Here is a 24,169-nt window from a genome sequence, read left to right as displayed (position 1 = left end):
CAGATTGCTTTAAAATAACTGTTAAAACTGCTTAGAAGAGATAATATTGGAGTTGCCTACTTTTTCTTAATTTATGTTATGGTGATATTGTGTAAAAGGTTCCAGTTTCATTTGTATATGTGTATATGATTGCTCCGTGTTTATCTGTTCTAAAAATACGAATATTTCTTATAGCTAAACGATCTATTACCTTTTCATGGGGATGATTAAATATATTATTTTTTCCAGCGGATATTAATGCAAATGATGGGTTAATGGCTGTAAGAAATTGTTCTGTAGTTGAGGTATCGCTACCATGATGACCAACTTTCAATACGTTACTTGATAAATTCGGAAAGGATCTAATAAGTGCCAACTCTCCTTCCGCCTCTAAATCTCCAGTAAAAAGCCAATTTAAACCACCGATAGAGGTAAAAATCACAATTGATTGATTGTTCTCATCTATTTCTGTTCCACTTGGTGATAATACATAAAATGTATACCCATGATCTTTCCATTGATCCCCTTTTTTTACTAATGTTATATGTGTATTTGAAGATATTGCTTTTGCAACTAATTCCTTTTCAAAATTAGTAACAAGCTTTGTATTAGACAATACTACTTCGTCTATGTGGAGGTTATCAAACAACGTAAACGCTTCTCCTGCATGGTCCATATCACTATGAGTTAAAATTAATTTATCAATTTTTCTAATACCTTTTGCTTTTAATAAAGGTAATATTACATCTTCACCTACTTGAAATGTGTTACTCTTCTGTTGCCATAATTCTTGAGTAAATGGTATAGAACCTCCTGTATCAATTAAATAAACCGCCTTTCGATTTGGAAGTGTAATTAATATACTGTCGCCTTGACCAATATCAAGCATTATGACTTCCCCTTCGTTGCTAAAAAAATACCAGTTCCAGTTAAACAATACTACAATAAAAATTATACAAATCGGAACGGTTAACCTTCTCCAAGTCCCTTCTTTCTCCAAATATATAAAGAACAGAATAATACTAAAAGCATACCCAAACATAACGATTGTAGTTGGCCTTCCAAATGTGAGAGATGATATTGAAATACTGGATAACGAAGAAACAAACTCATTTGCATTATTTAGAGCAAAAGAAAGGCAAAAATCAAGTAACTTACCTATTGATGGATAAATAAAATAACTAGTTAATGTTATAAATGACAAAGGGAGAATAAACAAAGAAAAAAATGGTACGAACAAAAGGTTAAGAAGGATACTAAGGGGAGATATTTCATAAAAATTATATATAATAATCGGTAATGCTGATAATTGAGCAATTACTGACACACATAATAATTGAGCTATTCTATGCTTTTTGCGCCCAATAATTTTGTTGGCTGAAAAAATTAATGAATAAGTAACGATAAATGACAATTGAAATCCAACTTCAAATAACTGATATGGATCGATTAGTAACATACATAAACATATTAAACTTAGAACATTGATGATGTGGACTTTTAATGATAATTTAATGGCTAAGAATATACACCATGTCATTAAACCTGCCCTCATTACCGAAGGTGATCCTCCTGCTACAATAATGTATACAGGGATGATAAATAGTAGTAAATTAGTCATTGTTTCACGTGTTATGCCAATCCTCAAACCGATTAAATATATGAAACCTGTCACAAACCCAACGTGTAGTCCTGAAATGGCTAACAAATGAACAATACCTAATTTCTGATAAGAAGATAACACTTGTTCATCTATGGCATGTCGATATCCATATATTAACGCTGTAACGAACCCTGATGATACGGTAGAAAGATTGTCCATCGTAAACTTGATACCTTTTTGTCTCATTGATACTATGTGATCATACAGAGTCATACCATCTGTAGAGCATTGAGTCAATTGAATGCTTTCTGGTTTAAGAATCCAATGTACTCTGTGACTTCTCAAATATGATTTATAATTAAATTCATAAGGATTCCTACCACTAACTGGTTCTTCAAGTGTCCCTTTTAAATAACACTTCATACCTAATTGTATAGAAGATAAAACTTCCTTCTCCATTTTAGAGCTTATTTTATATCGTAATAACACTTTTTCCTTATTTGGAAGTTTGACTGTTGTCGTTAACTGGTTACCATTAATTTGAATATCAGAAGTGAATTTAACAATAAATTCCGTAGCTGTTGGGGAGATGTTACTTATATTTTGTTTATCTATATAAGTTGCATAAAGGAAGAATAAAATGTACAGTGTGAAAAAAATAACGGCTGTAGTATATCTCTCTTTAATAAATACGTAAACTAAATAGAGGAGTAAACAAAAGAATACGGTAGGACGTAATGAGTGATATGAGGTTAATATTCCTAATACAGCTGCTATTAAAGCATACATGTAACTTTTGTTCATAAATACCTCCTTAAATGAAGGTGTTATAAATAGCTCATAGCATTCTAGCTTAGATACAAATACCGGTGGAGAGTGTTCTCCACCTACTTACTCCATTTGTACCTAACTGAGTTTCAGGGCTTGTCTATTTACACATATGAGGTAAACAGCTTATTTGTCTCATCATGTAGCTTACTAATTTCTTTACTATCTAAACCTTCATCAGCCAGCCTCTTAATCAACGAGGTGACGAATAGAAGTTTTTCTTGATTTTTTAAATCAATAATCATTTCATCTACTTCAACTTGATCAACCAATATATTAGACTCTTTAAACATTTCTAGTGCATACGGATGGTTTTTATAATCGTTCGCATAATATACTGCCTTTATTCCACTTTGTACAATCGCTTTACAGCACTGTAGACATGGAAAATGCGTAACATAAATTTCAGCACCTTCTGTAGGAACCCCAAATTTAGCACATTGTAAAATAGCATTCATTTCTGCATGAATCGTCCTCACACAGTGGTTATCAATTACGTAACAACCCTCATCAACACAATGTGTGCCACCTGCTATAGATCCATTATATCCACCAGCAATTATCCTCTTGTCCCTTACGATTGTGGCACCAACAGCAAGCCTTGTACAAGTACTTCGCAATGCTAGTAAATGACTTTGTGCCATAAAATATTGATCCCATGAAATACGTTCCATAAAGACTCCCCCAATATGTTCAATATATCAATAGTGTAATGAAAGATGTGTAGATTCGTCAATTTTCGATATCACAGTTTTTGCATATTAATAACAATCAATCGTAGAAAATTTTTTGATAAGCAGTAAGCTTCTCAGCAGCTTTTTTCAATTGTTTTTTCTGGTTGTTTTCCTTCTAAGGAATTAACAAGTATACAAAAACAAAATTCGAACCAGCTTTTCTACTTTAAAATGATAATCATTGTATAACAACCTCGTATAATTCTTTTTTACAGCAATCATAAAAGAACTTGTGATAACGCCATGTCAATTTCATACATTTACCTTACTACTACGTATTCAAGCAACTTTTCTAATGATTTTTCACCAATTCCAGATATTTTTAACAAATCTTCAACCGCTTGAAATGAGCCGTACTCCTCACGATACGATAAAATCGCTTCAGCCTTTTTAGCTCCAATTCCTGGCAAAGATTCTAATTCAGCCATTGTGGCACGATTTAGATCAACTTTATCTTTATCTTTATCTTTTTCTTTTCCTATTAATGAATGTTGTAAATCATAATTCTCCTCTCCCTGCTTAGGTACATAAAGGACCATTTCATCATAAACCAATTGTGCCAAGTTTACTTTAGACATGTCTGCAAACTCTAATACTCCTCCTGCCTGTTCAATGACATCCATTACCCTAGAGCCTTCTGCCATTTCATAGACTCCTTCCGAAGCAACTGCTCCTTTTATATCGACGTATATTGCATGAGATACTTCCGTGGTACTTTCTGCGATCGGTTTGTCTTGTGGCTCTAGAAAAAATTGTAAATTACTGTCAACCATAGCCGTTTCATCAGGTCTTGTTATCATATTAACAACAATACCAGTGAAAATAATTAAGATTATTAAAGCAACAAACCAATATTGCTGATATTTTCTTAGAAATTCCATAATTAAGCTCCTTTCAATTCAGTCATAAAGTAAAAATGAAAATCATATGGTATAGGAGAGATATTGTTACGTCAGGAGGGGATCTTACAATGAATGTAGGGATTATCGGTACCGGAAATATGGGCAAGGAATTAATTGAGGCGTTTATTGAATCAAAAGCTCTATTACCATCAAAACTGTGTATATTCAATCGGACGATTGAAAAAGCAGAAAAAATTAAGATAAACTTCCCTGAAATAACAGTTACTTCTAATGCTGAAGATGTCATAAACCAGTCAGATATAATTTTTATTTGTGTTAAACCACTACAAATTCACCCCCTTTTACAACAACTTTCACCTTGTTTAACACATAATAAATGTCTCGTTTCAATAACTAGTCCAATATCAGTACATCAAATTGAATCTATGGTAAACTGTCAAGTTGCAAGGGTTATTCCAAGTATTACAAATCGAGCATTTTCTGGAATTTCATTAATATCCTTTGGCGAAAGTTGCAGCCAGCATTATATATCCTATATTAATTACTTATTTTCAAATATATCTGAACCTGTTCTCATTGAAGAACAAGTGACCAGAGTAGCATCTGATATAGTAAGCTGTGGACCAGCATTTTTCAGTTATTTAATACAAAGGTTTATCGATGCAGCTGTAAATAAGACGGAGATTACAAGAGAGCAAGCAACTACTTTGGCGACAGGAATGATAATCGGGATGGGTGAGCTTTTACAAAAAGATATTTTCACTTTACAAACGCTTCAGGAGAAGGTATGTGTAAAAGGAGGTGTTACCGGGGTAGGTATTGCAGTATTAGAAAAAGAACTAGGTGACATGTTTGAACATTTATTTCAAAGCACTCATGACAAATTTTGTGAAGATATAGAGGATGTTCATAACCAATTCATTTAATCATTCTACATTTCAGGCAAAATCCCTTTAAAATTTTTTCATTTGGTTTCAAAAGGTCAGACTGTATTCAGTCTGACCCAAAGTTTGTATGTAACAAGTTTTATTTTTTTGCCACAAAAAATATTCTTTCTGTCTGTTCATTCACTCGTTCAACAGTAAAATCTCCACTGATTGACAGCAAAGTAAATCCTGCTTGAACAAGCCACTGTTCATATTGATCTATTAAAAACGTACGTTGGGTATGAGTTTCATCATAGCGTGCATAAAACTCTGTATCTTCTTCCCTCACAAAAAAGGCTAGGTCATGCTCAACACTATTCGAAAGTTCACCATCAAAACACTGCCAAATATAACTAATGTCTTGTTCATGATGCGCAAAAGTGTGTGTTGCAATATAGTTACTGATTTTATTTACAGAGTGAACATCAAACATTAACAAACCACCATCTTCTAGCTGATTATATACGTGGCGAAAGGTCTGTTGTACGTCTTGTTGTTCTATTAAATAATTTAAAGAATCACAGAATATCAGAACGCAATCAAACAACGGGAACCCTGATAACTCTCTCATATCTTTTTGTATAAATGTAATTGAATTTTTATTGGACAATGACTTCTCCAAAGCTACAGCTAGCATATCCTCTGACATATCTACACCCGTAACATCGAATCCTTCATCTGCTAATCGGATGGATAATTCCCCCGTGCCACAAGCCAAATCAAGTATTTTTGGACCAATTCTATACTTTGTTATATTTTCTTTTGCGAACTTCAGCCATAAATCATAGGGGGCATCTTTCATTAAGCAGTCATAGTAATATGCAAAATGATTGTATGTCATTGACTTAGCTCTTGTTGTAAGTCTACCCTCTGTGCATCTCCCCAAAGCTTTTCAAGATTATAATAGCTTCTTTCATCCTTGTGAAAAATGTGTACTACAACATCTCCAATATCTATTAAAACCCATCGAGCTTCATCATAGCCCTCGAGTCGTTTAACCGTATAATCTTGTTCTTCAACAAGATCTTTAATTTCCTTTGCAATCGCTTGTATTTGTTTTTCTGAATTCCCTTGGCAAATTAAAAAATAATCAGCAATAAGTGAAATACCTTGCATATTTAAAGCTACAATTTGCTCTGCTCTTTTATCATCTGCACCTTTGGCAGCAAGTAATAACAAGTCATGATTTGTCATATTTTTGGTCCTCCGTTTTTTTCATAAGTAAATCGTTATACGTTAATAATGTATCAGGATAAATTAACTGTTTTTTGTTCATTAAAAACATCATCGTGTTATGCAAAGCTTGAATGACAGCATCATTTAAATTCTGAGAAGCTATAGCTCTTACTTCTTCTACACCAGCAAAATGCCTGCCAGGCTCAATATAGTCAGCCAAAAAGATAATTTTTTCAAGTAAAGTCATATTCTCTCTACCAGAAGTATGAAATTTTATCGCATTAATGATTGCTATATCTTCAATACCAACTTCTGTTTGTACAAGATAAGCCCCTACTGGTGCATGCCATAGTTCATTATGAAAGTGCAATAAATTTTGATTCATTTTTTGCTCAATGATGATTTTTTTCATTTCTTCTTTCGCTCTAAATTTTGCATAGTCATGAAAGATAGCAGCTAATTCACACTTCTTTTGATCACAATCATACCGCTTTGCTAATTCAAGCGCAGTTTCCATAACGCCAATCGTATGTAGATAACGATGCTCAGTTAATTGTTCTTTTACAATTTGTAAAGCTTCTTCACGTTTCATATAACCTATTCTCCGCAATATATTGTCTAACCTTACTCGGCATAAGATATTGAGTCGTCTTGCCTTCTTTCATTCTCTGTTGCAGCAATGAAGAAGAAACATCAAACTGTGGAATTACCACTTGTAGTATAGGGTAATTCGTATTCACATCATATTGCTCCCTTTTGACACCTACAAATGTTACTAATTCCAGTAGATCATTAATTTTATACCATTTAGGCAAATATTCCACCATATCAGCACCAATAATGAAATAAAACTTGTAATCACTATACTGTTCAACCAATATCTTCATTGTATCATACGTATATGATACTCCTTGTCGGTCAATTTCAATCGTATTTAGCTTAAATAACGGATTATCTCCAATTGCGAGTCGCAGCATCTTAAGTCTATCTTCACTACTTGATATATATTTATGTTGTTTATGTGGAGGTGTATACGTTGGCAAAAACCAAACCTCTGATAAATGTAGCTTGTCTAAAACTTCATTTGCTATTAATAAATGTCCATTATGAGGAGGATCAAATGTCCCACCAATAATTCCTACTTTTTTCATACGTAACTAACCCTATGAAGGCAGTTTAATTTGCTTGTTATCTCTTGATTCTTTATATAAAACGATCGTGTTACCTATTATTTGAACTAATTCAGCCTTTGTACCATTCACGATATCTTCAGCAACTACGTTGCGATCATCTTCACAATTTTGCAGTACACTTATTTTTATTAGTTCTCTTGCTTCTAGTGCTTCACCAACTTGTTTATTCATGTTTTCATTAACTCCACCTTTACCTACTTGAAAAATTGGAGTTAAATGATGAGCTTTTGAACGTAAAAATCTTTTTTGTTTTCCTGTTAGCATGTTGTTCCTCCTAGTTTTTTTAACACAATCTTTTTCATACGATCTGTATTTGGAAACATACTGGTCCACGTTTCAAACGCTAGAGCGCCTTGGCAAACAAACATATCTACGCCATTTTGGACCACTGCTCCATTGTTTCGTGCTTCTGTTAACAATTTTGTTTCAAGTGGATTATAGATAATGTCAGATACTAAATGGTTCTTATTAATGTTCTTTGTACTTATAGGTACAGCATTAGTTTTGGGGCTCATACCTACAGATGTAGTATTAATAATAATGTCATAATGGGGTATGCGTGTTTCCGCTTCATGTATGGTCAACGCCGAAGATTGAACATCAAACTGACATTGTTTTACTAACTCTACTGCGGTAGTCATCGTTCGATTGCAAATGTCTATGCTCTGCACACCATGTTTTGCGAGTGAAAAATAGATCCCTCTAGCAGCTCCACCTGAACCAATGATTAATATCTTTTTGCTATTTAATTGTGATGTAACTATATTTGCTAAAGCACGAACATAGCCTGGTCCATCGGTATTATATCCAATTAATCTTCCATTATTATTTACAACTGTATTAACAGCGCCTATTTGTTCAGCTAGTTGATCGATATCATCTAAGTACTTCATGATACTTACTTTATGTGGTATTGTAACATTAAAACCAGCAATTTGTAGAGCTTTACACCCTAATATTGCATTCTCTAAATTTTCTGGTTCAACATGAAACGCGTGATACTTTGCATCTATCTCTAAATTACCAAAAGCATCATTATGCATTTGTGGTGACAATGAATGAGCAACTGGACAACCAATTAGTCCAAATAATTTTGTCACTTTTCCTCATCCCCTATAAAAATCTATTTTTAAAGCAGGCTGTTTTTACATTTGTTGTTGTTTTCGTCTTAAGAAATTGCCACGTACATAACGGGAGTTCGTAGCATTAATGACATTAGCAACAATGTTTACGAAAAGAGCTTAAAGTAAAGTTTAAACAAAACCTGGTCTATTAGCATTATTTAGTCTTCATAGCACTGGCAGGTACATTGTTCTAATGGCATGTAAAAAAAACATAATGCCTAAAGCTATATATTCATTTCGTCTAAACTGTTTCATACATGTTGCAACTTTACATGAATTATAGCCATAGTCAATGTTTATATTAGTGACTTTCTAATTGATACACCTACACCTTTTGGTACATGCGCACAAATTGTTAACCCTGGCTCATCTATTGTTATCCAACCTAAACCAGAAAATACAATATCCATTTTTCTTTCTTTAATCGTAAATTCATGAGCGATTAATGGTGGAAATTTATCAACATGTTCCTTTCGTGGAGGTTGTAGAAGGTCCCCAGCATGCTTTTTATATAAATCATCTGCATTTTCAAGCTTTGTTCTGTGTATTGATAAATCATTGGAAACATAACAAACAAATGATGTTCTATTTCCTTTTATAAAATCAAAGCGCGCTAGACCTCCAAAATATAAAGATTGGCCCTCATTAAGCTGATAAACCTTTGGTTTGATTTCTTTTTTAGGCGAAATAATCTTTAAATCTCGCTTATCAACAAAATGAGCCATTTGATGATGATTTATTATTCCAGGTGTATCGTATAGATAAGAGCCATCATCTAATGGTACTTCTATCATATCTAATGTAGTTCCAGGAAATTGAGAAGTTGTTATGACATCCTCATCGCCACTAAACTCTTTAATTACTTGATTAATGAATGTGGACTTACCTACATTGGTGCAACCGACAATATATACATCTTTTCCATTTCTATATTGTTCAATCATTTCTGCAACTTCACGCACACCGTGACCTTTTGTAGCGCTAATTAAATACGTGTCAATCGGCTGCAAGCCTAATTCTTTAGCTGATTGCTTCATCCAATTGATCACCTTAGTATGTTTTACAGACTTTGGTAATAAATCAACTTTATTTCCGACTAGAATAATATTTTTATTGCCCACAAACCTGTGTAATCCAGGCAACCAGCTGCCGTTAAAATCAAATATGTCAACAATTTTCACAACTAATCCATCTGTTTTACTAATTCCATTTAGTATATTTAGAAAATCATCATCTGTTAAGGAAACATCTTGAATTTCATTATAGTGTTTTAACCGAAAACATCTTTTACAAATAACATTCCCTTTATTAAGTGCAGCCTTTGGTGCATAACCGATTCCATCAGGGTCAATTGTTTGAATGGTTACGCCACAACCAATACAGCTAATCCGTTCATTTTCCACTTATTTATTCCTCCCAATAAAGCATGCCTTTTCGCTTCATCCAAGCTAAAAGTTGTCTTTCAATTTTACGATTAATTCTAGTGAAAAAACCGTCTGTTTGTGCAACAGGTACGACAAGAATCGTGTGATAGCCTCCTCTATTCCCACCTAATATATCTGTTAATAATTGATCTCCAATAACGACTGTTTCTGCTTTTAAAATATCCATGCTTTTTTGCGCTTTTCCAAATGCGCGTTTTAAAGGTTTCCTTGCTTCAAATATGAATGGAATATGCAAAGGATCTGAAAAAGATTTTACCCTTTTTTCATTATTATTTGAAACGATTGTAACTTTAATGCCGCTTTCCTCCATATCTTTAAACCATTCAATTAACCTCGGTGTTGCATTCGGACGATCCCATTCCACTAATGTGTTATCTAAGTCCGTTATCACACCTTTAATTCCTTTTTCCTGAAGGTGTTGCGCTTTAATATCTAATACACTTTTCACGTGTTCATTAGGTAGAAAATGTCTAAGCAATTCAGATACCACCTTAATCATTTGATTGTCTCTATATAACCTTATTATCATACCTAATTTTGTGTTTAGTTTCAAAACAATCTTTTATTGACATTTTGTCAAATGTTGTTTTATTCAATAGTTGGCAAAAAACTTTTCGACAAAATATTCCCAATAAAAAATGTGGATAATTTTATACACATTATACATACTGATTTAACGCCCCTAAAGAAACTTATGAACAACTTACCCACAGGTTGTCCACCTCAAACTGTGGATAACAGAACGGTTGTTCTCTACATATATTCATGTTAAAGTGAAGATAATCTAATCAACTTACCATAATATGCTTACTCCACATCATTTAGAACTCCAAAACTATTTTCCTTTAAGCGTTTGTAAAAACGATGACTACTATACCTACTTACATTTAATAAAGGTTGTTTTCACATTGATTGCCGTTGTTCATTTTAGAAAAACACACACCAACATCTATTGAAGATGAAAGTCGCATTAGCATCACCTTGCTGTTTTACTAGACTAATGTTTACAAAAAGAGCCTGAAAAAGATTACTTGTTTAGGAGGTGACATGCCAATTTGGCAGCTGATATGAAACGATTATCAGATGAACTTTTAATTCAATCTTATTTTAAAGCGATCGACCTTAAACTTAGCAATGAATTTATCCATTTAATTAAACTCGAAATAAATCGTAGGTCATTGAACAACAAAATAAAAATACCCTCCTAAGAGCGAGCAAACTCCTAGGTCTTAGTTGAACCACAAACGCTTTCTTGTGGAGTAGGGATTTTGAAGCTATGTAAACAGTTGGATTTCTCAATAAGGAAATATCTGATTAATGGCTCATATACATTCTTGACAGTTGACATCCCTATAATATTTAGCTAGGACAGGACTTCTTGCTGATATCCTCTCTCTTTGCTTTTTATGCTAACTTTGAATTGTTGCTCTTTATAATAGACTGTTTTCACATTGATTGTTGTTTTTCCTATTAAGGAATTAACATGTGCACAACAAGAGACATTTTTTCTTTTCTATAGACTATAGGTGTCATTTACAACACAGCAGTTACTTACTCGAATGTAAGTGTAAAAAAGCAAAAAAATACGAAAAGAACCTTAAGTAATATCCTCCACCTTAATGAATGTAATCTTACACAGTAACCAGAAAATGTTAAAGGCATACAACTAAAAGCTTTAGAATGATTTAAAGAAAATCACGACAATAAGTAATACTTATTAAAGATCATAAATAATCAATATTTTACTAATCGTACTTCGATTTATAGAATAAAAGGGAATTTAGCTACTTCAAAGATTGTATAGTTGTAAAAAATAATTTTTAATAATACTGGGAGTGGGTTTTATGATCCTTGGTTTACATCACGCTCAGATAACTATTCCAAATGGGGCTGAAGAAGAGGGGAAAAACTTTTATTGCGGAATTCTCGGTTTACCTGAGAAAGAAAAGCCTGAATCGTTAAAAAGACGTGGAGGTTTTTGGGTAATAGTAGGAGATAGAGATGTACATATAGGTACAGAAGATGGGTTTGACCGCTTATCAACAAAGGCTCATATAGCTTATCAAGTAGAGAATATATCCTACTGGCGAAATGTGTTAGAACAAAATAACATTCAGATAATTGAAGGAGTACCTATTCCAAATTTTAAACGTTTTGAGTTTAGAGACCCGTTCGGAAACAGAGTAGAGATGATTCAAAAAATTTAGGCTCCTTTATAAGTCATTTTGGTATTTAGATGAAGAAAACAAAGAGCTTAGGGATTTCCCTAAGCTCTTTGTTGATAAAAATTCGCTTGGTGATTATATTACAATGAGGAATGATTGGTTTTTCTCGTTCTACACCCAAATTCAACTCGTACAGGTTCGACTAAACCTCTATGTTATTCAGTTAATTCCATAAATAGCTTGACATCTTCAATAGAGAGCTTTACTGCTTGTTCCCAAAAATCTCTTTGTGTCAAATCAATTCCTAAATGTTTATGTGCCAACTCTTCAACAGTCATCCTTGCTGTATCTTGTAAAAGAGCGATATACTTTTCTTCAAATTGTTTACCTTCTTCTTGAGATTTTTTATAAATTCCAAGTGAAAATAAATAACCGAATGTATATGGGAAGTTATAAAATGGCACTCCTGTAATATAAAAATGTAGCTTAGATGCCCAAAAATGCGGATGGTATTGCTCTAATGAGTCACAGTAAGCTTCTTTTTGTGCATGAAGCATTAGTTCATTTAGTCGTTTTGTACTAACCATACCCTTTTTACGCTCTTCGTAAAACGCAGTTTCAAACATAAATCTAGCATGTATATTCATATAAAAGGCTACGCTTCGCTGAATTTTATCCTCAAGTAAAGCAATCTTTTCTTCCTTTGAGCTTGCCTGCTGCACTGCTGCATCTGCCACAATCATTTCAGCAAAAGTTGATGCTGTTTCAGCAACATTCATTGCATAACTTTGATTTAGTGGATGTACATCACCCATCGCATGTTGATGGAAAGCATGTCCTAGCTCGTGTGCCAGGGTTGATACATTAGATGGTGTACCAGAGAAAGTCATAAAAATGCGAGATTCATCACTATCAGGAAAACTTGTGCAAAAGCCACCTGGTCGTTTTCCTGGTCTATCTTCTGCTTCGATCCATCTATTGTTAAATGCTTTTTGTGTAAAATCAGTAATTTGTTCCCCAAATAAGCCAAATTGTTTTAAGATGAACTCTGCACCTTCTTGATAAGTAACTGTCGAGTCAGCTTTACCAACAGGTGCATCTAAATCACTCCAGCTTAGTTTTTCTACATTTAGCAGTTTTGCTTTTCTATTTAAATAGTCGACAAATGGTTGCTTATAATCTGTAATAACTGACCACATCGTATCCAATGTTTGTTTACTCATACGATTAATGTCGAGTGGTTCTTTTAAGACATCATCCCAACCTCTTTTGTTATATACTTGTAAGCGAAAACCTCCTAAATGGTTTAATATTTCGCTATAAAAATCAGCTTGCTCTCCCCAAGCTTGCTCCCATTTTTCAAACATACTGTCCCTTGTATCTTTATTCTTACTTGAAAATTGATTAGCAGCTTGACCTATTGATAAATCTTGGAGTTTCCCATCCACTTCAAATGGGATTTTCATCTTACCAACAGTTAGATTATACATTTGTCCCCAAGAGTGATAACCATCAACAGATAAAGAATTTATAAGCTCTTCTTGTTCGATTGGTAGCTTTTCACTTGCACGTTGCCTGCGTTCAGTTAATACATATGACAGTTCTGCTAATAAAGGATCTATTAGTAATTGACCCCACACTTCATCACTTATTGACACAAGATGCTCATCAAAGTGTGTAGTAATCGTTGCAAAAGCTGCATTCAATTGTGTAATTTTCCCACGTAATATGTTAGCTTTCAAATCAGAAGTATCTTGTGCCTGAAGACAGCTAACAAATGCACCCGTCTGTCTAATTTTCTTTGCAACTAATTGAAAGAGATGAATAAGATTATGTAAACCCTCTACATCATTTCCACCAGTTGGTGATTCAAATGTTTGTACGGCATTTTGAAACTCCTTCATATTTACTTCAATTTGTTCAATATAATTTTGTAAGTCCTCAGAATCGCTTCCACCTTTAAAGATAGACTCTAAGTCCCATGTAGCTAAATAAGCATTATTCATTCTGACATTTCTCTCCTCTATAAAATTATTATATCTTCATATTATTTTATTCTATAAAAAAATTCAAATAACTTAATTCGATACTGATAGGATTTATTATTGTTTAAATTACCTTTTTTGCTGGGACAGACACAAAATCCACAACACGCTCATAAGAATTATTAATAGGCTTTTGCCTAGAGAATGAATGTGGAGGTGATTGGGTGACAGAAATTTTATCTGCATTAGGTTATTTCATAAAGGAGTTAGTTTTTTTAGTATCACATGTAAAAAACAATGCCTTTCCACAACCGTTGTCTCCCTCTGAAGAAAAGAAATATTTACAGCTCATGGCGAATGGTGACGAACATGCAAGAAACATATTAATTGAACATAACTTACGTTTAGTTGCACATATTGTGAAAAAATTTGAAAACACCGGTGAAGATGCAGAAGATTTAATTTCCATCGGTACGATAGGTTTAATTAAAGCAATCGAGAGTTACTCTTCAGGAAAAGGCACAAAACTTGCGACATATGCAGCTAGATGTATTGAAAACGAGATACTTATGCATTTAAGAGCTTTGAAAAAAACTAAAAAAGATGTCTCACTTCATGATCCAATCGGGCAAGATAAAGAAGGAAATGAGATTAGTTTGATTGATGTATTAAAATCAGAAGCTGAAGACGTTATTGAAACGATTCAATTAAACATGGAGTTAGAAAAGATTAAAGAATATATTGATATTCTTGATGAACGAGAAAGAGAAGTCATTATTGGACGTTTTGGTCTAGATCTAAAAAAAGAAAAAACCCAACGGGAAATTGCAAAAGAATTAGGTATATCTCGAAGCTATGTTTCTCGTATTGAAAAAAGAGCATTAATGAAAATGTTCCATGAATTTTATCGAGCTGAAAAAGAAAGAGGGAGGAAATAAAACAACGAAATTTATTACACGTTTGAAAGCCAACAACTTTAGAGTAATATTTTCGTTGTCCCTGCAACTGAGATTATCCTTGTTTATCTTTTTGTAGTTTTCTATTTTTGAATATCTTTCCTATGTAATATATGCCAATTAATATAGTGATGATCAAGAACCATATTGGAGAGTAACCAATAATAAACACAAGCATTGTAGAGGCAAAACTAATCAGTCCATTAATACTTTCTACAAATTCTTTTTTTACTTTATCCCAAGTGTTTAACCCGTCATTATCAATATTAGCTATGACGACTTTGTTTTCAATCATTGTCACAGTCACTGTTGATAGACTAGTTTGGTTATCTAAATATTTTATCCTACCAACAAGATGCTCAATTTCCTCTTGAACTCTCTCTAAGTCTTGTGAGATGGCAAGTACATCTTTTGTCTCCTTAGCATCTTTTAAAAATTGTAATAATCTTTCCTCTACAATCCTTTTTGACTTTAATCTTGATTGTAAGTCGACATATTCTTCTGTCACATCTTCGCCAGAAATATCTTTTGAATAAACTTTCACGCTTAATTGCTCAAGCTTATCTAGAAATGGGTAAAAATTTTTTTGAGGAATCCGTATTACTACTGCACCTTCAAGCTGTTCTTTCTGTTCGTTATGCACATTTGATTGAACGATATAACCCCCGATAGCTTCAGCATCAATTTGAATTTGCTTATACGTTCGTTCATAATCCTCCACTTCCATCCTTATATTAGCTTGATAAATAACCATTCTGTCTTGGTTTGGATTATTTGTTATCTCTGTTTCGTTTGGTGCAGATTCTTCAGATGTGGCTAAATCCATTGCTACTTCAGTTGTATTTTCATTTGATAAACTTGCTTTACCTTCATTGTACGAGCTACAACCAAATAATAGAACATTGATAAAAACAAACAAACCAAGCTTTTTCAATATATGCTTCAAGACTACCACCCTCATCTGTTATTAATAGGCTACTTTCGTAAACTTTGTTGTTATCTAAATAAAAAAACCTATGATGAAGTAGTGGTGTTAGGTTTACATCGTTTTAAAGAAAGCAAACCGAAATCTAGTTGTATTAGTGTTTTTAACTTTTTAAGAAAAGGTTATTTCATAAAATTTGTAGCTTTTTTTACTTACATTTGAGTAACTTGTAATTGATATGATTTCTAGACTTTTAAGAAGAAAAGATGCCACGAACTTTAGATGCATACTTGCCTATATCTAAGAATGAAAAACAACAGACAATGCGAAAACAGCCTAAGAAAAACAACGAGTTATTAAAAAACAGCCTATTAAAAGCATAGACGATTTTTCTAACCATTTTGTTACATTTATATGTTTTAAAAGGTTGTTTTCACGTTGATTACTATGATAGTAACGCTATAAGGGAGCATTCAGGATATATTTCATCTTTAATAACAATTATTGCTGTATCATACATCGAGGAGTTCTAAATTAGCACAATTAGTTTCGAAAAAAGTATACTAGGCTACATCCCTAAAGCAAGTTTTAATCACTGATTGAGTAGTTCACCGAAGTTGTTTTCTGAAACGACTTTGAATCCGTGGCTTTCTAACAATGCAGCCGTGACTCCGTTACCAGCTATTTTCATCCCATTAAAATCCCCATTGTAAATGTGTGTAGAACCACAAGATGGGCTATTTTCCTTCAAGATAACAGTAGATGCTTTATATTGTTTAGCGATTTTTAACGTATCGTAAGCACCCTTTATAAATTGTTCAGTAACATCCTGTCCTGAAATTGATAGTACTTTTGCTTCTCCACTAAGAACATCTTTACCAGAGCCACCGACAATTTCAGCTGGTTCTCTAGGAGTAGTTAAGCCTCCTAACACTTCTGGACATACCGCTATAGCCTTTTTCTTATCAACTAGATCTTTTATTATATTATGCAAACTATGATTTCCATCATAACGACACTCATTTCCTGCTAAACAAGCGCTTACTAATATCATTGATATGAGGCCTCCCTACGATTAAGTTCATCTTTACTATTTATTCTACCACATGAACTTGTAATGATTTTGAAAGTGATAACACATATCAATATTTATACTGTAGAGGTTGTAATTTATAATTACTTGAAAAAGTGTTATAGTTAACTGAAACTTTACGTAAATATGCTCGTATTTATAAAGTGATAACAATAAGGGGGAACCTACTAGTGAAGCGAACAGGAGAAATAGTTTTAAGTATAATCGGAGCCGTACTTAGTGGCTTTTTAGCAATTATAGGAGGGGCATTTACTTATTTAATGACCAATGAAGCATTTTTACAGGAGTTAGAGGCACAATTTGCTACTGACCCTCAGCTTGCTACATTCAATATCGCAGACTTGATGGAAATTATAGGTAATACTGGATGGGTTGTTGTAGCTGCCGGTATGATTGGTTTAGTATTAAGTATCATTGCAGCCTTTTGTTTAAAAGGAAATAATAAGCCAAAGCTTGCTGGGACTTTATTAATTATTGCTGCATTATTAGTCGCCTTAATGACTGTGTTATTTGCATGGCCAATCGCTCTACTGTTCTTAATTGCAGGGATTATGAGTTTAGTACGTAAGCCGAAGCAAAATATATACGATTAAGAAATTCTTATGGCCGACTTCCATTTAAAAAGAAAGAATTAGGTGTGAACACCTAATTCTTTCTTTTTTATATTAAATTTCTTCACTAACTTCAGTACCAATTACTATGCCGATAACAACGGTAATCGTTATGCCCATCACGATTGCAAACATGCGCTCACTCCCCTTTGTGAAAGAATGATCCAATATCTCTATATTCAATTTACCATATATTTAACTTTAATAAATTTAGTAACTGTGAAAGTTTTGTTACTGATTTTTTTCAGCATTTTTGCTATATACAATAATACTAATACAGCTAGTATAAAGAGAGAGCGTGAAACCTAAAATTTTGTGCTCACTACTCCTGATAATATATTCCAGCCAATAATCTGTTAGTTTTGTAAAGCTCGATTCGAACACTCTTCTGCTATTTAATTCATACTTTTCTCGTAGACTTATGAATATCTCTAACAAATGGGAATTAAAGTTATTCTCTTCGTTGTATAGAAGAAAAGATGCCACAAATGATAGTTGTACATGTCGTGTATCTCCTGAAAAGCAACAATCGATGTGAAAACAGTCGATCTATATGTTATAAGCGACTGTAGAGCCCCGAATGCAAGTTGTAAACGTGTTGTTTATGAGTTCCCATAACCAAAATAATGAATCTTAGTATTTTTATTACGGAGTTAACAGTTCTACAACCATTACATCTCCTCTGGAGCTTCAATCCCCAACAACCTTAAGCCTTCTTGTAAAACAACCATTACTGCAGTTACCAATCCAAGTCGAGAAGTTAGCTCGCTATCTTTGACTAATACCTTCACATTACCGTAATATTTATTAAATTCTTGTGCAAGGTCAATGAGGTATTTTGCAATTTGGGATGGTTCAAATTTTTCATAGCTTCTCTTAATTACATTTGGAAAGTCTATTAACAATTTAATGACTGACCAACTAAATTCATCAGCTAAACCATCTATATTGTGTATCTGTTCTTGTCCCGATTTTCTTAACAACGAGTTAGCTCTTGCATGAGTGTATTGGACGTACGGCCCTGTCTCCCCTTCAAACTTTAACATTTCTTCCAATGAGAACTCTACATTATTTAATCGTTCATTTTTTAAATCGTGAAAAATAAGTGAACCGATAGCAATCATTTTTGCTACTTCGTCTTTATTTATTAGTTTTGGATTTTTTATTTCTATACTGTGTTTAGCTAGACTGATTGTTTCATTTATAACCTCCTCAAGTAGAACAACTTTTCCTTTTCTAGTCGACATTTTTTTACCATCTTTTAAGATAAAGCCAAATGGTATGTGAACGAGATTATTAGCCCATGTAAAATCTAACTTTTTTAAAACAGCAAATACTTGATTAAAATGAAGACTTTGTTCATGACCAACAACATACAATGCCTTGCTAAACTGATACGTTTCTTTTCTATATATAGCAGCTGTTAAATCTCTCGTTGCATATAGAGTTGCACCGTCAGATTTTTTAATTAAACATGGTGGATAATTATGCTCACTTAGATCAACCACATCTGCACCTTCTGATTCAGAAAGTAACCCTGATTTCACAAGTAGGTTCAGCGTTTCTTCCATTTTATCATTGTAAAAAGCTTCGCCATGATAAGAATCAAACTTGATTCCTAGTAAATTATAAATGCTCGAAAATTCTTTTAGTGATTCATCGCGGAACCATTTCCATAACTCAATTGCATGTTCATCTCCATCTTCAAGTTTCTTGAACCACTTTCTTGCTTCATCTTCCAAGTGTTTATCTTTTTCAGCTTCATCATGAAATTTGACGTACAATGCCAATAACTGTTTAATTGGATTCTCTTTTACTTTCTCTTCATTCCCCCAGTGTTTATAAGCAACTATTAATTTACCAAATTGAGTACCCCAATCACCTAGATGATTAACTTTAATAGATTGAAATCCACATTTTTCTGCTAAAAGTGCCAGTGAATTCCCTATAACTGTTGATCTTAAATGTCCCATAGAAAATGGCTTAGCGATATTTGGGGAAGAAAAATCAATAACAACATTTTCACCATTTCCGATACTTAAAGTTCCAAAATGGTTACCTTGCTTAAGGATTGTAGCCATTACTTCTTTACTAACTTCCTTTTTATTCAAAAAAACATTTACGTATGGACCATCAGCTACAACTTTATCAAATAATGAGTGGCTAATCTGTTCAGCTATTTCTTTAGCAATATGGTTTGGAGATTTTCGAAGCTTTTTGGCTAACGCAAAGCATGGAAAAGCAATGTCACCCTGAGTATGAAACTTTGGTCTTTCAATCAATTGTAACGTCTCTTCAAAAGTTAAAACGTCCTTTAAAACTTGTGAAATTTCCTTAGCATATATTTCTGAATAATTCATATTCTTCATCTCCTATCCGTTATTTTCCTCGGTACGTTTACTGTCCAAATAACTGCTTTTACTGTCCAATACTATACGTTTACTCTCCAATTCTCTACTTTTACTGTCCGTACTCGGAAATGTGAAATCGTGATTTCAAAAGGATAAACTTAGAGTAATGTGTGGTTGATTGAGTAACTAGTATGGATCATATTCTTTCCGATACTCTTGTAGCTTCATTTTTAATAGCAGGAAAAATATGAATTGCCTTTTTTATTTGGTATACCCCTTCTGATAAAACTAAAAAAATCCCGCCTCTAAAAGAGACGAGATTTTCCCCGCGGTACCACTCTAATTGTTCAAATTGAACCATCTTAATTTCATTGATAACGGCTGATTCACCGGCATACCCTACTTGTACAAGGTTATTTAAATAAAAATAACGCTAGTACTTTTTCGGACTGCTTCTCCGAAGTACGTTTCATTATGAATAATCGATTAGGCTTTCACCATCCCTAACTCGCTACACGTATATTCAAAATTACTGTCTTCTTCAACGAATGAATTATTTTTACAAATTATAAATAAAGTTTAGAAATATTTCAAGGTTATTTATTCCATAAATTTTTATATTCCCATTTACTTTTCAACATCATGTTGTAAAATGTCTTGAATTTTATCTAAAAATGTTAGTTGTAATTCGTACTGAGAATAAATACTTTCAAATGTGGCTTTAGTAAGCGGAGATAGTTCATCCATTGCTTTCTTCTTATGTTCTTCTCCTTCTTTTAAAGCTGAAAGCTGCTTTGTTAATAACTCTTTTTGCTCATCAATTGCCCTAATGACTTGTTTGTTCGCACTAGACTCAGCAAATATTAACCCCGTATACAACGTAGTAGGTAAAATAACTGATGACGAAGCAAACGATTCGATTAATAACCTTTGAAATTCATTATGCCCTTTGTCGGTAATCTTATATATGGCTTTTGTTCGATTACCAGTTTGCTCAAGCGAAGCAATTTCAACGAGTTCTTCCTTTTCCATCTTCTTTAACGCGTGATAAATAGATCCTGGTAACACACCTGCCCAAGCATCTGTCTGGGATATTTGTAAGACTTGTTGAATTTCGTATCCTGACATTGGCTTCATTCTTAACATTCCTAATACCATTAAACGCGTCATTTTCACACCTCAAATCTAATTAAACAACGTTGATTAAATTAACATTACTATATCACTACTATTATTGTGGAGTAAAGACCATAATGGATGCAAGAAATGTACATGTATCTTGGTTATTGGATGAAAGGATGAATGAAGAAAGCAATCTCATAGGGTGATACTAGTCCTTAGAAATGCATTGGGCTTCTGCTACAGCCTCTAACATTTAAGCACTAAACCACATATAAGCGTTGGATTAACTCCAGTATCATGTTGAATAGCTGGCACCTATGGTTCATTTTGCTTGTTAATAATATACATGAGTACCATACTTACTACCGACTTTTAATTAGTTGTTTTCTTTACAACTCTGGTACCCTTCAAGACTGAAAACACTGGCTGATCAACTTCCCACTTAAATGTAGTTACTCCTAAAAAGAGGAATTCAAGTGTGAAGCATACAAGGATTATCAGCGAAACTACCATATCATTTATACTTGTAAATAGAGAACCTGATATCAGTCTGGAAAAATATTCAAATGGGTGTATTTCTCCGATAACATTAATCCAACTAGGGGCTTTTTCAAGGCTATAAAATGCTTGGCTACAAAATACCATAGGTATTTGAATGAGGTTAGCAAGCATATTAATCTGTCCTTCATTCTTTGCTAAATTAGAAATGAATATGCCTAAACAAGAAAAACAACTCGTTCCTATTGCTAAAATCCCAATTAATTGTATAGTACCTATAACAGAGATTTGCAAATCAAAATAAATGACTCCAATCATTAGAACGAGTAAATTTATCGCAATACCTAATAAAGCTCTAACAATAGCATTCATTATGATAAAATACAGTGTTTTATAAGGTGTCACCTTTAACATTTTATAGACACCTTTATTTCGTTGTCCGAACACTTGAAAAGCAGTTCCTTGGACACCCCAAAAAAGAGTGCTAATTGCAAGAACGGCAGTAACAAGCTGTGGATAATATGATACTGAATCAACAAATATGCCAACTCCAATCATTAATATGATTGGAAAAATTGCTGCATAAAACAACGAAATTTTATCCCTAATAGTTGTAATAAATATTGCTCGAATAATCATTTTTTACCCCCATTCGTTACGTGCAAATATACTTCCTCTAAACTTGCATATCCATACTTGTCACAGAGTTCCTTCGGTGTCCCTGCTTCTACTATTACACCTTCTTTCATTAAAAGGACACGGTTAGCAACTTTCATTACTTCATCCATATCATGAGTTGTAATAACTACCGAAGTCCCTTTATCTTTAAGCTGTCTCACAATTTCATGGATGTCACGACGAGCTTGAGGATCAAGAGCTGCCGTTGGTTCGTCTAGAAATACTACTACAGGATTGTGTACTAATGAAATAGCAATTGAAAGTCGCTTTTGTTGACCTCCTGATAATTTTAAAGCATCTACGTTTGCAACCTCTTCAAGTCCACATTGTTTTAATAACTGTATTGCTTCCTCTCGGTGAAGTGATTTTTTATAAAATGCCGCAAACAACCTAAGATTTTCTAGTGCACTTAAACCTGGGAAGAAGGAAGTTACTTGCAGCTGAACACCAATACCACTCATATAATCTTCCCGCCAAAATTGAATCATACCTTCACTAGGCTTACGAAGGCCTAACACCATTTCCAATGTTGTCGATTTCCCCGCTCCATTCGGCCCAATAATCGCAAGAACTTCATGTTCTTTCACTTCAAATGACACATTATTTACAACTTGTCTTTCATTGTACAACTTAGAAAGTTCATTAACTCTTATTAAAGTTTTTGACATATCACACACCTCTTTCGTTGTTTACTCAACATTGAATATATGACAAAAAATAAGATTATTTTAATATTGTTTAATCAACGTTGAGTATATTTAATACAAACTCATCATATCTCATACATAAATAATTGTAAAGAGATTTTTTACACTATTGGATATTTTTGTTTGTTATTAACTTTTCAATGAGATGGTTATTCATTTTAATTTGGCAAAATAATGTGTAAACCCGACAGTTAGCTTAGGTTGCAAAATAGTTTAAATGTATTAATAGCAAGATCTTTTCGTAAACTTTATTGCTATATTTAACAAAACTGAACAGTTGATTGCTATTTGTTAATAGAAAAATAATAACGAACATCAAGTTAAATACGTATTGATGTCCTACAAAAAATAAGCCACAGCAACTCGGCTGTGGCCTATTTTCCATTCAATTTTAACAAACTAATTTTCCCTGCTAAAGTTTCTGCTGTTGTTGGACCAACTATTTTTTCTCGTATAATGCCGCTAGGATCAATGATAAAAGTTTCAGGTTGGCCAACTACCAAATAATTTTTTGAGACTTTATCATCAGTATCAAATAAATACAGTGTTGTTGAATTATGTTCTTTTATAAATTTTTCAACACGACTTTTGGGCTCTCCACGATCGATAATAAGAAGCTTATACTTATCTCCATATTGTTGATGAAAGGCTTCTAGCTCAGGTTCTTCATCTACACAAGGCTTACACCATGTAGCGAAAAAATTTAATACAACAAATTGTCCCCGATAGTCAGATAAAGTATGAGTACCTCCATCTAAATCCTCTAGTGTGAAATCATAAGCTAGGTCACCAACCTTAACTCCTTTGACTCCTTGTATTCCTGAGGCTAAAAAGAAAAATACGGCTGCCACCAAGGATAGCGCTATGATTTGAATCATTCTTCTTTTGTTCATAAAAATCATCCTCTAACTGGATTTATCATCATTAAGAGTTACGCCGACCAGTTGATGAATAGTTAACAGCACAATCAAAAATCACGTGTACTGTTAATTTAATAATAATGTTGCAGTTTACTAGAACGAGCTTATTGCTTCTCTAACTCTTGTATATAGTCTAATTCTTTTTCTAGTTTTCTTTGGCGTTTCCCAAGCACAACTACATATCCAGCAATCAAGATCCATGCAATTGTGTATGCACTAAATAAATAACCCATTTTCAGTTCCTCCTCGTTAGTGTTTATTTATTTTTCCAACGTACGCATAGCACC

The 24,169-nt window shown here is 33.3% G+C and carries 25 protein-coding genes and 1 other annotated feature; of the genes, 5 read left to right on the top strand and 20 right to left on the bottom strand.

The annotated features are described in order from the left end of the window. Positions 1-76: 76 nt before the first annotated feature. From ACSVDA_RS13115 to ACSVDA_RS13105, 3 genes are all read right to left on the bottom strand, one after another. Positions 77-2,386, bottom strand: coding sequence for a DNA internalization-related competence protein ComEC/Rec2 (locus tag ACSVDA_RS13115; RefSeq protein ID WP_485883802.1), 2,310 nt, complete (start codon positions 2,384-2,386; stop codon positions 77-79). A gap of 128 nt (positions 2,387-2,514) precedes the next feature. Then, positions 2,515-3,084, bottom strand: a complete 570-nt coding sequence (locus ACSVDA_RS13110; RefSeq protein ID WP_320207851.1) for a ComE operon protein 2 — start codon at positions 3,082-3,084, stop codon at positions 2,515-2,517. A gap of 320 nt (positions 3,085-3,404) precedes the next feature. After that, a complete protein-coding gene (locus ACSVDA_RS13105) occupies positions 3,405-4,025 on the bottom strand; it encodes a helix-hairpin-helix domain-containing protein (protein WP_485883801.1) in 621 nt (206 codons plus the stop codon). Positions 4,026-4,114: 89 nt separating this feature from the next. Here ACSVDA_RS13105 and comER point away from each other — a divergent pair, with 89 nt between their 5' ends. Then, positions 4,115-4,933 (top strand): late competence protein ComER, encoded by an 819-nt coding sequence (gene comER, locus ACSVDA_RS13100; protein ID WP_485883799.1) that lies wholly within the window; start codon positions 4,115-4,117, stop codon positions 4,931-4,933. 100 nt (positions 4,934-5,033) lie between these two features. On the opposite strand, the gene ACSVDA_RS13095 is transcribed toward comER, so the two are convergent. The 8 genes from ACSVDA_RS13095 to ACSVDA_RS13060 form a co-directional block, all read right to left on the bottom strand. Beyond that, on the bottom strand, positions 5,034-5,774 hold the full coding sequence (locus ACSVDA_RS13095; protein ID WP_485883797.1) for a class I SAM-dependent DNA methyltransferase: 741 nt from the start codon (positions 5,772-5,774) through the stop codon (positions 5,034-5,036). Continuing rightward, a complete protein-coding gene (gene rsfS, locus ACSVDA_RS13090; protein WP_214480343.1) occupies positions 5,771-6,127 on the bottom strand; it encodes a ribosome silencing factor in 357 nt (118 codons plus the stop codon). Before rsfS ends, ACSVDA_RS13095 begins: the two co-directional genes overlap by 4 nt. Further along, entirely contained in the window at positions 6,114-6,701 is a 588-nt protein-coding gene (gene yqeK / locus ACSVDA_RS13085; RefSeq protein WP_485883795.1) for a bis(5'-nucleosyl)-tetraphosphatase (symmetrical) YqeK, read from the bottom strand. Before yqeK ends, rsfS begins: the two co-directional genes overlap by 14 nt. Next, positions 6,691-7,260, bottom strand: coding sequence for a nicotinate-nucleotide adenylyltransferase (locus tag ACSVDA_RS13080; RefSeq protein ID WP_485883794.1), 570 nt, complete (start codon positions 7,258-7,260; stop codon positions 6,691-6,693). The genes yqeK and ACSVDA_RS13080 overlap by 11 nt, the downstream gene beginning before the upstream one ends. 12 nt (positions 7,261-7,272) lie before the next feature. Beyond that, a complete protein-coding gene (yhbY, locus tag ACSVDA_RS13075) occupies positions 7,273-7,566 on the bottom strand; it encodes a ribosome assembly RNA-binding protein YhbY (RefSeq protein WP_485883792.1) in 294 nt (97 codons plus the stop codon). After that, on the bottom strand, positions 7,560-8,402 hold the full coding sequence (aroE, locus tag ACSVDA_RS13070) for a shikimate dehydrogenase (RefSeq protein ID WP_485883790.1): 843 nt from the start codon (positions 8,400-8,402) through the stop codon (positions 7,560-7,562). Before aroE ends, yhbY begins: the two co-directional genes overlap by 7 nt. Positions 8,403-8,722: 320 nt before the next feature. Then, complete coding sequence (gene yqeH, locus ACSVDA_RS13065) at positions 8,723-9,829, bottom strand: ribosome biogenesis GTPase YqeH (protein ID WP_485883788.1); 1,107 nt, start codon at positions 9,827-9,829, stop codon at positions 8,723-8,725. A gap of 4 nt (positions 9,830-9,833) precedes the next feature. Beyond that, positions 9,834-10,370: a YqeG family HAD IIIA-type phosphatase gene (locus tag ACSVDA_RS13060; RefSeq protein WP_485883786.1), complete on the bottom strand. Its 537-nt coding sequence runs from the start codon at positions 10,368-10,370 to the stop codon at positions 9,834-9,836. A gap of 568 nt (positions 10,371-10,938) precedes the next feature. Here ACSVDA_RS13060 and sda point away from each other — a divergent pair. Next, positions 10,939-11,079 (top strand): sporulation histidine kinase inhibitor Sda, encoded by a 141-nt coding sequence (gene sda, locus ACSVDA_RS13055; protein ID WP_485883826.1) that lies wholly within the window; start codon positions 10,939-10,941, stop codon positions 11,077-11,079. Positions 11,080-11,715: 636 nt separating this feature from the next. Continuing rightward, positions 11,716-12,078 (top strand): VOC family protein, encoded by a 363-nt coding sequence (locus tag ACSVDA_RS13050; RefSeq protein WP_485883785.1) that lies wholly within the window; start codon positions 11,716-11,718, stop codon positions 12,076-12,078. Positions 12,079-12,251: 173 nt separating this feature from the next. Here ACSVDA_RS13050 and ACSVDA_RS13045 read toward each other — a convergent pair whose 3' ends face one another. Further along, a complete protein-coding gene (locus ACSVDA_RS13045; protein WP_485883783.1) occupies positions 12,252-14,042 on the bottom strand; it encodes a M3 family oligoendopeptidase in 1,791 nt (596 codons plus the stop codon). 203 nt (positions 14,043-14,245) lie between these two features. Here ACSVDA_RS13045 and sigK point away from each other — a divergent pair, with 203 nt between their 5' ends. Beyond that, positions 14,246-14,959, top strand: coding sequence for an RNA polymerase sporulation sigma factor SigK (sigK, locus tag ACSVDA_RS13040; RefSeq protein WP_214480356.1), 714 nt, complete (start codon positions 14,246-14,248; stop codon positions 14,957-14,959). 73 nt (positions 14,960-15,032) lie between these two features. Here the strand turns inward: sigK and ACSVDA_RS13035 are convergent, their stop codons facing one another. Both ACSVDA_RS13035 and ACSVDA_RS13030 read right to left on the bottom strand, forming a co-directional pair. Next, positions 15,033-15,923, bottom strand: a complete 891-nt coding sequence (locus tag ACSVDA_RS13035) for a DUF4349 domain-containing protein (protein WP_485883781.1) — start codon at positions 15,921-15,923, stop codon at positions 15,033-15,035. A gap of 571 nt (positions 15,924-16,494) precedes the next feature. Then, complete coding sequence (locus tag ACSVDA_RS13030; protein WP_485883779.1) at positions 16,495-16,956, bottom strand: 2-thiouracil desulfurase family protein; 462 nt, start codon at positions 16,954-16,956, stop codon at positions 16,495-16,497. Positions 16,957-17,165: 209 nt separating this feature from the next. Here ACSVDA_RS13030 and ACSVDA_RS13025 point away from each other — a divergent pair, with 209 nt between their 5' ends. Further along, complete coding sequence (locus tag ACSVDA_RS13025) at positions 17,166-17,588, top strand: DUF4064 domain-containing protein (RefSeq protein ID WP_485883777.1); 423 nt, start codon at positions 17,166-17,168, stop codon at positions 17,586-17,588. 689 nt (positions 17,589-18,277) lie between these two features. On the opposite strand, the gene argS is transcribed toward ACSVDA_RS13025, so the two are convergent. The 6 genes from argS to ACSVDA_RS12995 form a co-directional block, all read right to left on the bottom strand. After that, positions 18,278-19,966, bottom strand: coding sequence for an arginine--tRNA ligase (gene argS, locus ACSVDA_RS13020; protein WP_485883775.1), 1,689 nt, complete (start codon positions 19,964-19,966; stop codon positions 18,278-18,280). 298 nt (positions 19,967-20,264) lie between these two features. Next, positions 20,265-20,511 (bottom strand) — a binding site (T-box leader). A gap of 73 nt (positions 20,512-20,584) precedes the next feature. Continuing rightward, a complete protein-coding gene (locus ACSVDA_RS13015) occupies positions 20,585-21,127 on the bottom strand; it encodes a PadR family transcriptional regulator (RefSeq protein ID WP_485883773.1) in 543 nt (180 codons plus the stop codon). Positions 21,128-21,451: 324 nt separating this feature from the next. Next, positions 21,452-22,216, bottom strand: a complete 765-nt coding sequence (locus ACSVDA_RS13010) for an ABC transporter permease (RefSeq protein ID WP_485883771.1) — start codon at positions 22,214-22,216, stop codon at positions 21,452-21,454. Continuing rightward, complete coding sequence (locus ACSVDA_RS13005) at positions 22,213-22,923, bottom strand: ABC transporter ATP-binding protein (protein WP_485883770.1); 711 nt, start codon at positions 22,921-22,923, stop codon at positions 22,213-22,215. The genes ACSVDA_RS13010 and ACSVDA_RS13005 overlap by 4 nt, the downstream gene beginning before the upstream one ends. Before the next feature lie 413 nt (positions 22,924-23,336). Further along, positions 23,337-23,855, bottom strand: a complete 519-nt coding sequence (locus tag ACSVDA_RS13000; RefSeq protein ID WP_485883768.1) for a TlpA family protein disulfide reductase — start codon at positions 23,853-23,855, stop codon at positions 23,337-23,339. A gap of 131 nt (positions 23,856-23,986) precedes the next feature. After that, entirely contained in the window at positions 23,987-24,115 is a 129-nt protein-coding gene (locus ACSVDA_RS12995; RefSeq protein WP_320207829.1) for a CcmD family protein, read from the bottom strand. Positions 24,116-24,169 lie beyond the last annotated feature (54 nt).

It is taken from the genome of Cytobacillus sp. Hm23 (assembly GCF_051842895.1).
In the GTDB taxonomy this organism is placed as follows: domain Bacteria; phylum Bacillota; class Bacilli; order Bacillales; family SM2101; genus Nanhaiella.
This window is presented reverse-complemented; position numbering and strand designations above follow the sequence as displayed.

Excerpts from the sequence above, each read along its gene's own strand:
- ACSVDA_RS13115 (WP_485883802.1), bottom strand. The coding sequence starts at position 2,386 with ATGAACAAAAGTTACATGTATGCTTTAATAGCAGCTGTATTAGGAATA.
- ACSVDA_RS13110 (WP_320207851.1), bottom strand. The coding sequence starts at position 3,084 with ATGGAACGTATTTCATGGGATCAATATTTTATGGCACAAAGTCATTTA.
- ACSVDA_RS13105 (WP_485883801.1), bottom strand. The coding sequence starts at position 4,025 with ATGGAATTTCTAAGAAAATATCAGCAATATTGGTTTGTTGCTTTAATA.
- comER (WP_485883799.1), top strand. The coding sequence starts at position 4,115 with ATGAATGTAGGGATTATCGGTACCGGAAATATGGGCAAGGAATTAATT.
- ACSVDA_RS13095 (WP_485883797.1), bottom strand. The coding sequence starts at position 5,774 with ATGACATACAATCATTTTGCATATTACTATGACTGCTTAATGAAAGAT.
- rsfS (WP_214480343.1), bottom strand. The coding sequence starts at position 6,127 with ATGACAAATCATGACTTGTTATTACTTGCTGCCAAAGGTGCAGATGAT.
- yqeK (WP_485883795.1), bottom strand. The coding sequence starts at position 6,701 with ATGAAACGTGAAGAAGCTTTACAAATTGTAAAAGAACAATTAACTGAG.
- ACSVDA_RS13080 (WP_485883794.1), bottom strand. The coding sequence starts at position 7,260 with ATGAAAAAAGTAGGAATTATTGGTGGGACATTTGATCCTCCTCATAAT.
- yhbY (WP_485883792.1), bottom strand. The coding sequence starts at position 7,566 with ATGCTAACAGGAAAACAAAAAAGATTTTTACGTTCAAAAGCTCATCAT.
- ACSVDA_RS13060 (WP_485883786.1), bottom strand. The coding sequence starts at position 10,370 with ATGATTAAGGTGGTATCTGAATTGCTTAGACATTTTCTACCTAATGAA.
- sda (WP_485883826.1), top strand. The coding sequence starts at position 10,939 with ATGAAACGATTATCAGATGAACTTTTAATTCAATCTTATTTTAAAGCG.
- ACSVDA_RS13050 (WP_485883785.1), top strand. The coding sequence starts at position 11,716 with ATGATCCTTGGTTTACATCACGCTCAGATAACTATTCCAAATGGGGCT.
- ACSVDA_RS13045 (WP_485883783.1), bottom strand. The coding sequence starts at position 14,042 with ATGAATAATGCTTATTTAGCTACATGGGACTTAGAGTCTATCTTTAAA.
- ACSVDA_RS13030 (WP_485883779.1), bottom strand. The coding sequence starts at position 16,956 with ATGATATTAGTAAGCGCTTGTTTAGCAGGAAATGAGTGTCGTTATGAT.
- argS (WP_485883775.1), bottom strand. The coding sequence starts at position 19,966 with ATGAATTATTCAGAAATATATGCTAAGGAAATTTCACAAGTTTTAAAG.
- ACSVDA_RS13015 (WP_485883773.1), bottom strand. The coding sequence starts at position 21,127 with ATGACGCGTTTAATGGTATTAGGAATGTTAAGAATGAAGCCAATGTCA.
- ACSVDA_RS13010 (WP_485883771.1), bottom strand. The coding sequence starts at position 22,216 with ATGATTATTCGAGCAATATTTATTACAACTATTAGGGATAAAATTTCG.
- ACSVDA_RS13005 (WP_485883770.1), bottom strand. The coding sequence starts at position 22,923 with ATGTCAAAAACTTTAATAAGAGTTAATGAACTTTCTAAGTTGTACAAT.
- ACSVDA_RS13000 (WP_485883768.1), bottom strand. The coding sequence starts at position 23,855 with ATGAACAAAAGAAGAATGATTCAAATCATAGCGCTATCCTTGGTGGCA.
- ACSVDA_RS12995 (WP_320207829.1), bottom strand. The coding sequence starts at position 24,115 with ATGGGTTATTTATTTAGTGCATACACAATTGCATGGATCTTGATTGCT.